The sequence below is a fragment of the Streptosporangium subroseum genome (genome assembly GCF_900188345.1).
GTDB classification, from domain to species: Bacteria; Actinomycetota; Actinomycetes; order Streptosporangiales; family Streptosporangiaceae; genus Streptosporangium; species Streptosporangium subroseum.
This window is the reverse complement of record NZ_FZOD01000009.1, coordinates 126,550-139,479: the sequence shown is the minus strand read 5'-3', so window position 1 is coordinate 139,479 and position 12,930 is coordinate 126,550. Positions and strand designations below refer to the sequence as shown.

Annotated in this window: 12 protein-coding genes; 7 read left to right on the top strand and 5 right to left on the bottom strand. The window is 68.8% G+C overall.

Features of this window, described 5'->3' with window-relative positions; translation table 11 throughout:
- Positions 1 to 71 precede the first annotated feature (71 nt).
- Positions 72 to 1,226 carry a phospholipase D-like domain-containing protein gene (locus tag CHC08_RS12185; protein ID WP_089207342.1) on the bottom strand — a complete coding sequence of 385 codons (1,155 nt, stop codon included), beginning with the start codon at positions 1,224 to 1,226 and terminating at the stop codon, positions 72 to 74.
- A 206-nt stretch (positions 1,227 to 1,432) separates the two neighbouring features.
- A complete protein-coding gene (locus CHC08_RS12180; RefSeq protein ID WP_089207341.1) occupies positions 1,433 to 2,203 on the bottom strand; it encodes a DUF899 family protein in 771 nt (256 codons plus the stop codon).
- Positions 2,204 to 2,423: 220 nt separating this feature from the next.
- Between CHC08_RS12180 and CHC08_RS12175 the strand changes: the two genes are divergently transcribed.
- The 3 genes from CHC08_RS12175 to CHC08_RS12165 all read left to right on the top strand — a co-directional run bounded on the left by CHC08_RS12175 (position 2,424) and on the right by CHC08_RS12165 (position 6,794).
- On the top strand, positions 2,424 to 4,025 hold the full coding sequence (locus CHC08_RS12175; protein WP_089207340.1) for a phospholipase D family protein: 1,602 nt from the start codon (positions 2,424 to 2,426) through the stop codon (positions 4,023 to 4,025).
- Positions 4,026 to 4,321: 296 nt separating this feature from the next.
- Entirely contained in the window at positions 4,322 to 4,603 is a 282-nt protein-coding gene (locus tag CHC08_RS12170) for a hypothetical protein (protein WP_089207339.1), read from the top strand.
- A gap of 1,132 nt (positions 4,604 to 5,735) precedes the next feature.
- Complete coding sequence (locus CHC08_RS12165) at positions 5,736 to 6,794, top strand: MsnO8 family LLM class oxidoreductase (protein ID WP_089207338.1); 1,059 nt, start codon at positions 5,736 to 5,738, stop codon at positions 6,792 to 6,794.
- Here CHC08_RS12165 and CHC08_RS12160 read toward each other — a convergent pair.
- Complete coding sequence (locus CHC08_RS12160) at positions 6,757 to 7,236, bottom strand: hypothetical protein (protein ID WP_089207337.1); 480 nt, start codon at positions 7,234 to 7,236, stop codon at positions 6,757 to 6,759. The genes CHC08_RS12165 and CHC08_RS12160 overlap by 38 nt on opposite strands.
- A 238-nt stretch (positions 7,237 to 7,474) precedes the next feature.
- On the opposite strand from CHC08_RS12160, the gene CHC08_RS12155 reads away from it, so the two are divergent.
- Both CHC08_RS12155 and CHC08_RS50650 read left to right on the top strand, forming a co-directional pair.
- Positions 7,475 to 8,734 carry an MFS transporter gene (locus tag CHC08_RS12155; protein WP_218825270.1) on the top strand — a complete coding sequence of 420 codons (1,260 nt, stop codon included), beginning with the start codon at positions 7,475 to 7,477 and terminating at the stop codon, positions 8,732 to 8,734.
- Between the two features lie 256 nt (positions 8,735 to 8,990).
- Positions 8,991 to 9,791 (top strand): cytochrome P450, encoded by an 801-nt coding sequence (locus tag CHC08_RS50650; RefSeq protein ID WP_218825269.1) that lies wholly within the window; start codon positions 8,991 to 8,993, stop codon positions 9,789 to 9,791.
- 109 nt (positions 9,792 to 9,900) lie between these two features.
- On the opposite strand, the gene CHC08_RS12145 is transcribed toward CHC08_RS50650, so the two are convergent.
- Together CHC08_RS12145 and CHC08_RS12140 are read right to left on the bottom strand one after the other, a co-directional pair.
- On the bottom strand, positions 9,901 to 10,842 hold the full coding sequence (locus tag CHC08_RS12145; protein ID WP_089207334.1) for a DUF5996 family protein: 942 nt from the start codon (positions 10,840 to 10,842) through the stop codon (positions 9,901 to 9,903).
- A 312-nt stretch (positions 10,843 to 11,154) separates the two neighbouring features.
- Positions 11,155 to 11,724: a pyridoxamine 5'-phosphate oxidase family protein gene (locus CHC08_RS12140; protein ID WP_089207333.1), complete on the bottom strand. Its 570-nt coding sequence runs from the start codon at positions 11,722 to 11,724 to the stop codon at positions 11,155 to 11,157.
- A 61-nt stretch (positions 11,725 to 11,785) separates the two neighbouring features.
- Here CHC08_RS12140 and CHC08_RS12135 point away from each other — a divergent pair, with 61 nt between their 5' ends.
- The gene (locus CHC08_RS12135) at positions 11,786 to 12,295 is read left to right on the top strand and encodes an NUDIX hydrolase (RefSeq protein WP_179281997.1); all 510 of its coding nucleotides are present in this window, start codon (positions 11,786 to 11,788) and stop codon (positions 12,293 to 12,295) included.
- A gap of 71 nt (positions 12,296 to 12,366) precedes the next feature.
- A complete protein-coding gene (locus CHC08_RS12130) occupies positions 12,367 to 12,873 on the top strand; it encodes a nucleoside deaminase (RefSeq protein WP_089207331.1) in 507 nt (168 codons plus the stop codon).
- The last annotated feature ends 57 nt before the right edge of the window (positions 12,874 to 12,930 follow it).

Sequence of the window (12,930 nt, the reverse complement as noted above, 5' to 3'; positions counted from 1 at the left end):
GGGGCCGGCCCGCGCCCGGGCCCTGACCTCACGAACTCCGGGCGCGGGCCCGCTCTCACCTCACGCGGTGGCTACGGCTCGCCGATGAATCGTTCGCCCGCCTGTTCGATGCGCTGGATCTCGGCGCGGAAGAAGCGGGCGAGTTCGGCGCACGCCTCGGGGTCGACGGGGCCGCCTTCACGTTTGGGCAGGTCGGGGTAGGGGCTGCCGATGACGAAGATGTTCTCGTCGTTGAAGTTGTTGGCGGGCGCCGTGTAGTTGAACGATCCGGCGACGACGACGGTCTCGTCGATGACCATGAGCTTGTGATGGAGCTTGCCGAAGGCGGAGCTGCGCTTGGGGAAGTAGAGCTCGATGTGCGCCCGGTCCAGGTCGTGGGTGGCGGCCCACTTCTGGGCGCCCTGACCGGGATCCATCGCCCCGGTGACGGTGCGCTTCGCCTCGGCCAGCGCGATCATCGTGTCGTCGATGCCGGAGGATCCGGAGAAGGTGAAGATGGCGAAGTCGACGCGCTGGGTGGCCTTGAGCATCTGCTTCATGATCTCAAGCTCGGGGGCGTGGTCGGGGGCGAAGAGCACCTTCACCGGGATCCCCGCGAGGTTGTAGGCGGCGGGAACCTTGCCGTGGATGCCGCGGCCGAAGCTACCGGCCCGGATCTGCTCGAACTCGGTGCCGTACTCGTTGCAGATGCGGGCGTCGTGGAAGACGACGATGTGGTTGAGGTTGCGGTGGCAGTCGGTGTCGGTGAAGTTCGCCGACCCGGACAGAGTGGCCGAGGTGGGAAAGGTGCGCCCACGGTAGTCGCGGATGACGAACTTCTGGTGGAAGATCGCCGGGTTGTAGTCGGCTTTGACGTCGACGCCGCACCGTAGCAGCGCGGCCAGGATCCGCCGGTTGGCCTCCAGACTGCGGGTGCCGGGCTCGGCCCCCCACTGGACGCGGCGGCGCGCCGCCACCTCGTCCTCTCCGGCGTGCACGGTGACGACGGGCAGTTTGGCGGTGAGCAGGTAGTCCTGCTCCAGCACGATGCGGACGCTCACCCCGCGGAAGCGAGCGTCGAGGATGGCCTGGGCGATCGGTTCGGAGTCCAGCTCCTGGACCGCGATGTCCAGTGAGTGCTGGGCCCCGCCGATGAAATCGACGATCACACCTTCGAGGTTGTCGGCCGCTCCGAGCTCGGTCGGCCCGACGAACGCCTCGATCTTGTTACCAGCGAATGCTGCCATGGCGTCAGCGTGACAGTCCGTCGAACTCCCATCAAGGTTTCACGAACCATCCCGCCCAGGTGTCGCGCCGACCGGCGACGCCTCCGGATCTTCATCGCTCATCCTGAAGATCGAGAGGTTCTCGTGGAGTGGCGGATTCACTGAATGAGCGTCCGGAAACTCGGGTCACCGGTCACCATGCGCCTGCCGGGTTCTTGGACGCTCGCTCAGTGGCAGTGCGGCCTGCGATGATCATCGGACGAGGCGCCGAGGTCGTCGTTGCGTCCGGCCTCGATCCGTGACCACTGGGCGGTCGGGCGGCCGTCCAGCTGGAACTGGCCGCCACTGGAACCCCAGCGCTGCGGCCAGCCCTCCGGCGAGTCCTCCCAGAACTCCTGCCGGCCGTAGACGGTCAGATCCAGCAGTCCGTACGACGGCGCCATCGGCTCGTTGCCGCGGCCGGTGGTCCAGTAGGTCTCATAAACCTTGTCGTCGTCCCGGAGATAGGCGACCAGGATGCCGAAGTACCGGTTTGCGACCAACCGGTCCACGGCGTCCTGCGGCACCGAATACCAGGGAATCGTCCAGCCCATGAAGTCGCGATAACGCGAGCTCTCCTCGTACGGCCCCTGACAGAAGGTCGCGTAGCCGACGTCCCGCGAGTGCAGGTAGGACAGCTCGTTGATGTGGGTCATGGAGAAGGTGCAGCCCTCGCACTGCTCCGCCGCGGGCCTACCGGTGTGCCACATCTGGAAGTAGGCGATCAATTGGGACCGGCCACCGAAAATGTCGATCAACGGCACCGGACCGCCGGCTCCGATCAGCGGAGTCCGCGGATCGACTTCGACCATCGGCAGCCGGCGGCGTTCGGCGGCCAGTGCGTCCCCGGCCCTGGTATGAGCCTTCTCCTTGACCCGGAGTTCGTCGATCCTCGCCTGCCAGGTCCGCCGATCGGCGATCTGTGGAAGGGGACGTCCAGCTGCCGGCGTCTCTGTCATGCGACCCGTTCTAGCCCAGTTGGAGAGTGCGGAACAACCCCTTCGACCGATCATGGTCGGATACTGATCCCGGAAATGCCGGAGCCGTCGATCACCCCGGCCATCCCCTGGGTTCCACCCGCCCAGGAGGCGGCAGCGCTCCTGCCACCGCCCCGAGGACGAACAGTGATCGTCAAGCCCGAGACGTGAAGTCGTACAAAAATCGGGTATAGCGGGCTTAATGAATACAAAAGACTGGTTTCTTAACGGTAAGGAGCGTGGCAATCCGGCGTCCGGGATCGATGCCCGGAATGACGATGGGCTGGCCTGGTCGGACGGCAACACGGTACGGCCCATCCCGCACGGCGCGCCGTACTTCACCGAGTTGTTCGCCCGCGTCAAAGAACTGGGCGCCGGAGACCTGCTGCTGTTCACCGACTGGCGCGGCGATCCCAGCCAGAGGCTGGACGGCCCCGGCTCGGAGGTCGCCGGTGTGTTCGCGGCCGCCGCGCGGCGCGGGGTCGTGGTGAAGGGGCTTCTGTGGCGCTCGCACTGGGATCGGCTGCGCTTCAGCGAGGCCGAGAACCGCCATCTCGGAGAGGACATCGAGGCCGCGGGCGGGGAGTGCCTGCGTGACATGCGTGTCCCGCCCGGTGGCTCGCACCATCAGAAACTCGTGGTGCTGCGGCACCGGGCGGAGCCGGAGCGCGACATCGCCTTCGTCGGCGGGATCGACCTGTGCTGGGGCCGCCGCGACGACTCCGCTCACGAGGGTGATCCACAGTCCTCCCCCATGGCCAAGGTGTACGGCGCCCGCCCGCCGTGGCACGACGTCCAGGCCGCGATCCAGGGCCCGGCCGTCGGCGACGTCGAAGCCGTGTTCCGGGAGCGATGGGAGGACCCCCAGCCGCTGACCCGCAACCCCCTGCACCGCCTGGCCGACCTGATACGCCACGAGGACACCCTGCCGGACCCGCTGCCGCCGCAGTTCCCCGATCCACCCGCCCGCGGGCCGCACTCCGTACAGCTTCTGCGGACCTACGCCCACCGCCGGACCCGTTATCCGTTCGCCCCGCAGGGAGAGCGCAGCGTCGCCCGCGGCTATCTCAAGGCCCTGCGCCGCGCCCGCGCCCTCATCTACATCGAGGACCAGTATCTGTGGTCCCCCCAGGTCGCCCAGTCCTTCGCCGACGCGCTGGAGGCCAACCCGAACCTGCTGATGATCAATGTCCTGCCGCTCCATCCCGACCAGGACGGAGCGCTCAACAGCGTTCCCCAGATCCTGGGCCGCGACCAGGCCCTCTCCATCCTCAAACGCGCGGGCGGAGACCGCGTCGCGGTGTACGGGGTCGAGAACCGGGAGGGCACCCCGATCTACGTCCACGCGAAGGTCTGCGTCATCGACGACGTGTGGTCGACCATCGGTTCGGACAACTTCAACCGCCGGTCCTGGACCTACGACTCCGAACTCACCTGCGCGGTGCTCGACGGAACGCCCGACGGCAGGGAGCCCCTGGATCCGGGAGGCCACGGGGACGGCGCACGCCGCTTCCCGCGCGACCTGCGGCTGACCCTCGCGCACGAACACCTCGAGGTGACCGACGCCTCCGACACGGACCTCCTCGATCCGAGCGCCTTCTTCGCCGCCTTCGCCGACTCGGCCGCCGCCCTCGAACGCTGGCACGCGCAGGGCCGCCGCGGCCCGCGCCCGCCTGGACGGCTACGGCTGTACGAGACCTCGCACATGTCGCCCTGGACCGTCGCCTGGGCCGCCCCGTTCTACCGGATCGTGTGCGATCCCGACGGACGCCCACGCACCATGCGCCGCAGCGGCCAGTACTGAGGAGGTCAGTACTGAGGAGGTCACGCCGCAGCGGTCAGTAGCGAGGAGGTCACGGCGAGCCGTTTCTCCCCTTGTAGTTGTTCCATACCTGCACGCAGTAGGCGTAGCGCCAGTCTCCCGGGTCCAGATGCTGGCAGGCATAGGCCGCACTGACCCCGCCGCCGCCACCTACCCTGCTCTCCTTCGCGCCCCCGGGTGCCGGGTTCCTGGTCCTCGGCGCCGCGGGCGCCTGCGCCGATCTCGGTCCGGCCTTCTCGGCCGGGGCGGTTCTGGCCTTCGCCGCCGGCGCGTTCCCGGTGTTCGTGGCGTTCGCGGCCGGGGCGCTTCTGGCGTTCGCGGGCGGCGCGCTCCTGACACTCGCGGGCGGCGCGCTTCTGGCGTTCGCGGCCGGCGCGCTCCTGGCTCTGGCAGCCGGCGCGGATCTGGGGTTCGCGGCCGGGGCACTCCTGGCATTCGCCGCGGGCGCGGATCTGGCTTCCTCCGCCCGCGCGGGCCTGGCGCTCTCGACGGCCCTGGGTCTCCCGGTGATTTTCGGGGCCCGGCGCATCTCCCAGCGCCTCTCCCCCCGATCCCCCTGATTTCCACCGTGCGCTCCCCGGTCCGAGCCGACGAGGGGACGGGACGTCCGCGCCGGGAGCGACGCCGCGGACTTCCGTCCGCGCGCGGTTCTCCTCTCCCGCTCATGCTCGGCAGAGGCCTTCGCGCCCGACGCGGGTGCCGGCGGGGCCGGAGCCCGCGAAAGGGACGGGGCATTAGGCGTGGCCCCGGAGGTGGGCGGGACCGTCAGGTCGTGACCGGCGAGGGAGCGCCGGGCGGTAGGTCCGGGCACCGCCTCGACCATGGGCGGATCGGGCGACGGGGACCAGCCGGACAACCAGATGCCCGCGCCGGCGGCGGCGAGGAATCCGACGATCAGCGCGGGCCTCAGGAGCTGGTCACGTGAGATCTGTGACCACGGCCGGTCCCAGCGACCCGGTGGCGGAGGCATGGAGAACGGACGGCTCTCGATATCCACCCATGATCGGCGAGTGGACGGATCGGAGACGCCGCCCGTCTCGCCGGCGGTCTCGGACCATGGCGGTTCGCCAAACGGACACGCCCTGACCAGCGGCTCGACCGGCATGACCGGCGGAACCGGCATGATCGGCGGCTCAATCGGCCTGACCAGCGGCTCGACCGGTTCGACCAGTGGCTCGACCGGCGCGGGCGACGGCAGATCTCGTGACTCGGTGTACGGCATGCGGCCACGCTGTCTCACCCTCAGACCGTGGCCGTGGGTTCGATCATGCTCACTGTGCATCTCGCCTCCCGTATCACGTCTGATCTCCCCCAGCCTGACGAAAGTCACGCACCGCATGGGGCTACTGACAGTGCGTCATTATCGATCCGTTACCAACACCGGGTTCCAAAGAGGGAAAAATGCGGTGAAAGACCGCCGTCATCGCCGGGGAACATGACCGCTGTCCGGCCGGACGACCCACCACGCATTACCCGCACGGTGCCCGTCCCGTCATGGAGAGCCGCTACCGATCTTGGTGCCGTGGCCGCGGGAAAGGCAAGGACCCGCGCGTTCCGACACGCGACCCGCCGATCTCCGGCACGCGACCTGTGATCGATCCGGCGACCGCCACCGCCCGGCGCGCCGAGCCGTAACGGATCCACGCCCGGCCGCCGCGGGAATCCCCGGCGAGCACGCGTGTTGATGTGAGGGTGAACGCAGCACTGCAGGCGACGCGGCTGTCGGTCCTGGACCGCTCCCTCATCCGCCAGGGTCAAGATCACAGCCAGGCGCTACGCGACACCGTACGGTTCGCGCGGGAGGCCGAGTCTCTCGGCTATCACCGGTTCTGGGTGTCGGAGCACCACGGCGTGCCGGGAGTGGCGGGCTCGGCGCCGACGGTGCTGGCCGCCGCCGTCGCCGCGGCGACCTCGCGCATCAGGGTCGGCACCGGCGGGGTGATGCTCCCCAATCATCAGCCGCTGGTCGTCGCCGAGCAGTTCGGAGTCCTCGAATCGCTCTATCCAGGCCGTATCGACATGGGCCTGGGCCGGTCGGTCGGCTTCACCGGTGGCATACGGCGCGCGCTCGGCCACGACAGGCGCGACGCGGAGGAATTCGGCGCCCAGCTGGACGAACTACTCGGCTACTTCACCGGCGACCAGAGGGTGTATCCGGGCGTGCACGCCTTCCCTGCCGAGGGGCTTCGGGTGCCCGCCTACGTGCTGGCCACGGGCGCCGGGGCGGACGTGGCCGCCGAGCACGGGCTACCGCTGGTGATCGCGGCGGTGGGCGGCGAGGAGCGAATGCTCCAGGCGATCGACCGTTACCGCGCGCACTTCCGGCCTTCGGCCTGGTCGCCTCGGCCGTACGTCATCGTCTCGGCCGCGGTGGCGGTCGCCGAGACCACCGAGCTGGCCGGTCGGCTGCAGATGCCCGAGGCCTGGTCGATCGTCCACTCCCGCACCCGCGGTTCCTTCCCGCCGCTGGCCCCGGCCGGAGAGATCCTCTCCTCGACCATGACCGCCAGGGAACGCGCTCTCTTCGAGGAGGCCTGGAAGGGGCAGGTCCACGGCACCGAGGACGAGGTCGAGGCCGCGCTGGGGTCCCTGGTCGAGCGCAGCGGCGCCGAGGAGGTGCTGATCACCATGAACACCTTCGACCAGGACGAGCGGCTCGACTCCTACCGTCGCCTGGCCCAGCTGGCCCATCCCGCCGCCGGATATCCCGCGGTCACCGTTCCGGCGGCTCCGCGGGCGGCGACTCCGTAGACGGGGATTCCGCAGACGGCGATTCTGCGGACGGCGGCTCTATAGACGGCGGCTCCGCAGACGGCGGCTCGGGCTGAGACTCACCGAACGGTTCGGGCTGAAATTCACCGAACTCGGCCTCGTCGAAGGACTCGTGCCGCTCAGGCGGGTTGGCCAGTTCGATCAGGTGCCGCACCGGGGCACTGTCGAAGAACGCCGTGAAAACGCCGACCACCCCCTCCCCCAGGGGGCGGAACGCCTCCATCGCCGTATGCGCCTGCGCGCCGACTTCCTGCAGCAGTTCCTCGAAAACGTGAGGCATGGGCGGTGTCGGCAGTGTGAGCCGCGCCTTCGGCGGGGTCTTTTCAGGTGGTGCCCAGCGCATGGAGTCGTCACTCATGGCGAGCCATTCATCGACGACTCCATCGATGGCGTCGAGCACGTGATCGGGATCGCTTGACATAGCGGCTCCCCCCGGTGGCTGAGTCCGATACAGACGACGTTACCGCGTCTCGTTCCGAGGAGGGATGGGGAGCCCCGGACGGAAAACCCCCGGGCGGACGCACCGCTGCGGCCGGTGAGAGCGGCGGTGCGGATGAAAATAGAGTGACCCGTGCGCGGATGGGCCGACCATGTGGGGCGACCGCCGCGGCCGTTAAAAACGAATATGAATCTCGCCCGGGATAGGCGATAGTCGGCCGGTGACACAGACAGGGAAATCGGAGCACGGGGCCGCGTCTCCGCTACGGCGAGACCGCAACTTCAACGTCTTCTGGGTCGCCCAGATCCTTTCCGTCACCGGCGACTCTTTCGCGTACATCGCCATTCCCCTACTGGTGCTGCACGTGACCGGGTCGGTCACCCAGATGGGTCTGCTGACCGGTGTGGCCGGTGCCGCGTCGGTCTTCGCCGGGATCTTCGCCGGGATCCTGGTGGACCGCCTCGACCGGCGGACCCTGCTGATCTGCTGCGACCTCGCCCGGATGGTGCTGTACGGGCTCATTCCGCTGGCCTGGGCGTTCGGCCCGCAGATCTGGCTGCTGTACGTGGTGCTGCCGATCAGTGAGGCCGTCGGGATGGTCTTCCAGGTCACCTACGTGACCGCGGTGCGCAACCTCGTCGACGACGATCGCATCACCGCCGCCAACGGCCGCCTCTACGCGACCTCCGCGATGGCCGGGATCGGCGGCCCGTTGCTGGCCGGCGTGGTCTCGGGGCAGTTCGGCCCGACGGCGGCGATCGCCATCAACGCGGTGAGCTTCGCACTGTCGGCGGCGTGCATCTACTTCGTCCGGTTCGGCGGGCAGGCCACCGCCTCGGCGTCCGCGCCGCCGCGCCAGAAGCCCTGGCAGGAACTGCTGGCCGGCGCCCGATTTCTCTGGCGGCACCCGGTGCTGCGCACCCTGACCATCCTGCTGTCCTTCTTCATCTTCTTCACCCTCGGTCTGACCGATGTCCTGATCTACTACCTCAAGCACGACCTCGGCCAGTCCGACGGCATGGTCGGCATGGTCCTGGCGGTCGCCGCGGTGGGCACGATCGCCGGCTCCCTGCTCGTGGCGCCCATCCGCCGGAAGCTGGGGTTCGGCACCGCGTGGATCGGCGGCATCGCGGTGGGCGGGCTCGCCATAACCGGGATCGGCGTCTCCGGCGACATCCCGGTGATCGCCGCCCTGATGGCCGTCTACCTCGCCTGTGTCAGCGTGGGCGGGATCTGCTCGATGTCGCTGCGCCAGCAGGTGACCCCTGACCACCTGCTCGGCCGCGTCACCTCGGCGTTCTGGACCATCCACTTCTCCCTGGGCCCGGTGGGCGCCGCCGTGCTCACCTGGGGGGCGGGGCGCTACGGCGTCACCGTTGTCTGCCTGTTCGCCGGCGCCGCCTGCCTGATCATCGCGATCATCGCGCTCTTCACGCCTGTCCGCCAGCCCAATCCCGAACACCTAGTGAGTGCCGACTGACGTTCCGGCAGGTGACGGCCGAGCGTACAACGCCCCGCGAGGAGGAGACGGCAGCGGCTCATGCCTCAGGAGGGTGAGCCGTCGCCTCGCCGTCCAGGAGAGCCCGCCGTCTCAAGAGGACGGGCCGCCATCTCGTCATCTGGGAGAGCCCACTGCCTCAGGAGAGTGAGCCACCACCTCGTCGTCCGGGAGAGCCCGCTGAGGCGCGGGAACGCTTCGGCCGGCGCCGAAGTGTCCGGCCTCTAGCGTTCTGGTCATGACTTCCGATTCACCGGTCGTGAGCCGCCACGCCGAGGTGCGCGCGGTACTGTCCGACCCCCTGTTCACCGTCGATCCCGTGCCCCACCCGCCGTTCGCGCTGACCGTGGCGTGGCTGCGCGGCGCGGTGGGCCGCTTCGCCGAGGGTGCCGTGCACGACAAGCGCCGGGCCGCGGGCGTGGCCGTGCTGGCCCGGCTGGATCCGGACGCGCTGCGCGCCGAGGCGTTCCGGCTCGCGTCGGAGGACCCCGAGTCCGCAGAGCTGGTTCCGGTGCGGGTGCTGGCCGTCGCGCTGGGGGTCCGGGCCGAAGACGGGGCGCGGGCCGTGGAGGCCGTCGCGATGATCGCCCTGGCCTACCTGCCCGGGCCGGGCGAGGTGGACGCCGAGGCGGCCGACGAGGGCCTGGTACGGCTCTCGCACCTGCTGGGCGATCCGGATCCGGAGCGCCTGGCCGTACTGGCGGGGCTGCTCGCCCAGGCGTACGGCGCGACGGCCGGGTTGGTCCGCGGCGCGCTGGCCGCCGAGCCGGTGCCGTGCACGGTGGAGGAGTTGCTGGTCGAGACGCTGCGCTTCGACCCTCCGGTCCGAGTGCTGCGCCGTACGGCAGCCGGGGAGGGGAAGGCCGTGGTCCTCGACGTGGCGGCGGCCAACCGGGATCCGGAGGTGTTCGCCGATCCGGACCGCTTCCGGCCGGGGCGCGAGCCGCAGCATCTGACGTTCGGGGCGGGATCGCGGAGCTGTCCGGCACAGCGGATCGCGCTGGCGCTGGCAGCCGGGGCGGTCGAGGCGGCCCGATGACGTCCGTACGGGAACACCGGGCCGTAGACGGGATCGAGCTCCCGGCACGAGCCGCGAGCCGGGCCGAGACCGTCAGGGCCTGACAGGAGCGTGAGCCGGGATGAGGCCGTCAGGGCCTGACGCTCAGCTGCGGATCGGTGATCCCGCCGGGGCAGGCCAGTCCGGCGATGTCCCAGCCGGCGTGCCGGGCTCCGGCCTGGTAGGCGCTTTCGTAGAAGGCGAGTACGGCGGCGCGCGGGTCGGGCTCGAACCGGGCGTCGTCGTAGCGGAGCACGGCCAGATGGCTGCCTCGTTGTGCGATCCACTGCGCGGCCTCCGGAGACAGGGGCTCGCTGTCCAGCCCTTCGGGCTCGGGAGCGGTGTAGGAGTAGAAGGCCGGCTCACCGAAGGCGTCGTCGCCGAACCAGAATCCAGAGCTGATCACCTCCCGGGAGTAGGCCTCCCTGGTCACAGGGTCGACCGCGGGCGGCTGGTCGACCCGGCGCTCGGAGAATCGGGTGCAGGCGATGTCGAAGGTGTGCCAGAAGTGGTGCACCGGGCTGACCTTGCCCGAATAGCCGGCCGCGAACTCCTCCAGCACCAGGTTCACCTGGCTGAGGACCTGCCAGTAGCGGGTGACCATGGCGGGATCGTAGGCGGCGTGCTCGGTGTCCTCGGCGAACGGCCGTCCGGAGTCGGGCAGGTCGTACGGCCGGGGTATGTCCATGTTCACCCGCACGCCCAGGGCTCCCAACGCCCACAGGACACCCCGGTAGAAGGACGCCACCGACTGACCGTGGAGCGGAAACGACACCGCCTGGCCGTCCACCGTGGTGACGATCAGTTGGTGACCGACGAAGTCGAAGTCGATCGCGAAGATCAGGTTGCTGTCCGTCTGTCCCATGGGACGGGTGGTGAGACCACGCCCGGTGAGATGGAACGGCACGTTCCACCAGTGGTTACGCCGGACCCCCACGGCGAGCCGGATCTTTCCTACCACCTGGGAGAACCGGTGCAGTGTGGCCTTGGTGTCCTGCCACTCGGCCAGTGGTATCGCGGGAAACAGCTCCATGACAGCAGCGTTCCCCCGCCGTTCACATCGGAGACCTGGTCAGGCCCAAGAAAAAAAGATCTTCATATGATTACACCGAGATCATGGATAGATCGGCGCTCTCTGTCTTAGCTCGCTGAGACTGAAACGGATCAGCAAATCCGACGCATCGACTCAGACATCCAGGCGCCTCCGAGGCGTGGTTCGATCCACCCGCCTCTTCCGCCGTGGTGGCGTAGGTCTCGTGGACGATATCCATAGGCACGCACAGATCCGATCGAGGCCAAGCCGCCTCGGCGAGGAAGCATCCGCTGGGACGGACGACCCGCCCTTTCAGCCGCGTGAGGGCTCCGTCTCATCGTCGTCGGCACTGATGCGCGACCAATGCTGGCGCGGCGCGAAACCTTCCCGGCGCAGCCAGTGCTCGGTGTAGACGATTCGGTCGGCGACCACCCGCACGAGAGGGTTTCGTGGCACCTCCAGCACCGACTTTCCTCGCTCAGCCGCATCCGACTGCCAGCGGTAAACGGCCATTCCCTCGTCAAAGCCTGGGGAACCGGGTAGCAGTACCTCGGCCATCCCGAACAGTTGAGCGCCCCGCGAGCTGGCTTGACCGACCAGTGGCGCGAATACGCCGATCGAGACACGCGGCTCTTGCCGGATGTTGCGCAGCTTCGGCGTCCCGGCCTGGGACGTGAAGAACAACGTCAGGTCACGGTGGTAGTAGCGGACCGGCGTAGCCAGCGGGCCACCCGGGCCGGCGGTCGCCAGCACGCACATGTTCTGCGACGACAGGAGATTGAGAATCCGCTCTTCCAGTCGCGTTCGCGTCAGCGATGTCGTCGGAGCCGGGCCCACCAGCCACGGAGATGTCACGGAAACCGAAAATTGATCATCGACCATGCGGCACCCTACCGTCGCCGCCACCGGTATCCGGCAGCGCCCACCCGGTGAACCTAGCGCCGTGACGGAAACCTTCGCCGGGTCGGCAGGTACCCTCAAACAAATGATCACGAGCCGCCCCACGGGACGCGTAATCCTCGTCGACCCCGCCGACCGCGCGCTGATGTTTCGCTTCATCCCGCCAGACCCCTGGCCCCGCGAGCTCGCATGGCACCTACCCGGCGGCGGGATCGAACCAGGCGAATCAGCGGTGGAAGCGGCCTGTCGAGAGGTTTACGAAGAGACCGGTTTCATCATCACACGCCAAGACCTGGGCGAACCGGTGGCCGTCAACGAGGGAGGGTGGTCCCTACAGGGAAGCCGCTACTACACCGTGCACACGTACTTCTTCGCCCGAGTCTCAACGGCGGAGGTTTCCGGATCCGGAGATGATGGCTTCGGGCACCGATGGTGGACCGCGACCGAGCTCGACGCGACCACGGAGCGGGTCTTTCCGCCCGGGCTGGCCGTGCTGCTGAAAGACTTGCTCCAAGGAGCGCGGCACGAGTGGCCTGTCACTCTCGACTGGTGAAGCCACGCAGCGCGCCCCCGACCCGGCGAACATTTCCGGTCACGGCATCGGTGAACTTTTAGAATCGGTGTATGACGCCTGATGAGCTGGTCGGTCTTGCCATCGATGTCGCCGAAGAAGGGTTGATCGCGGGTGAGCTGCCGATCGGCGCCGTGGTCGTCATGGAAGACGTCATCGTCGGCCGCTCCCACACGCAGGAGAGGGGCCAAGGGCGGCGTATCGCGCACGCGGATCTCTTGGCGATGGAGGAGGCGGATCGACGACTCGGCTGGGCGCCTCGTTCCGCGCCGCTGCAACTGGCCATCAACCTTGAGCCCTGCCTCATGTGCCTTGGTGCGGCGATGGCGCTCGGCGTCTCGGAGATCTACTACGGCCTTGAATCACCCGGCGACGGGGCTGCCGGTCTGCCCGCGCTCTGGCAGCCGACCACCCCGGACATGCCCTTCTCGCACCCTCCGAAGCTGATCGGCGGCATCCGGCGAACACAGTGCCGCGTTCAGTTCGCCCGTTACGCCGATACAGCGCGGGAGTCCGGGTTCCAGCGGTGGGCGCGTACCTTGGCCGATCTGCCGGAGTGACGGTGACCCCCGCGCCACCGCGCACCTCACCCGGGCCCGACAGGAGATGAGCTACGC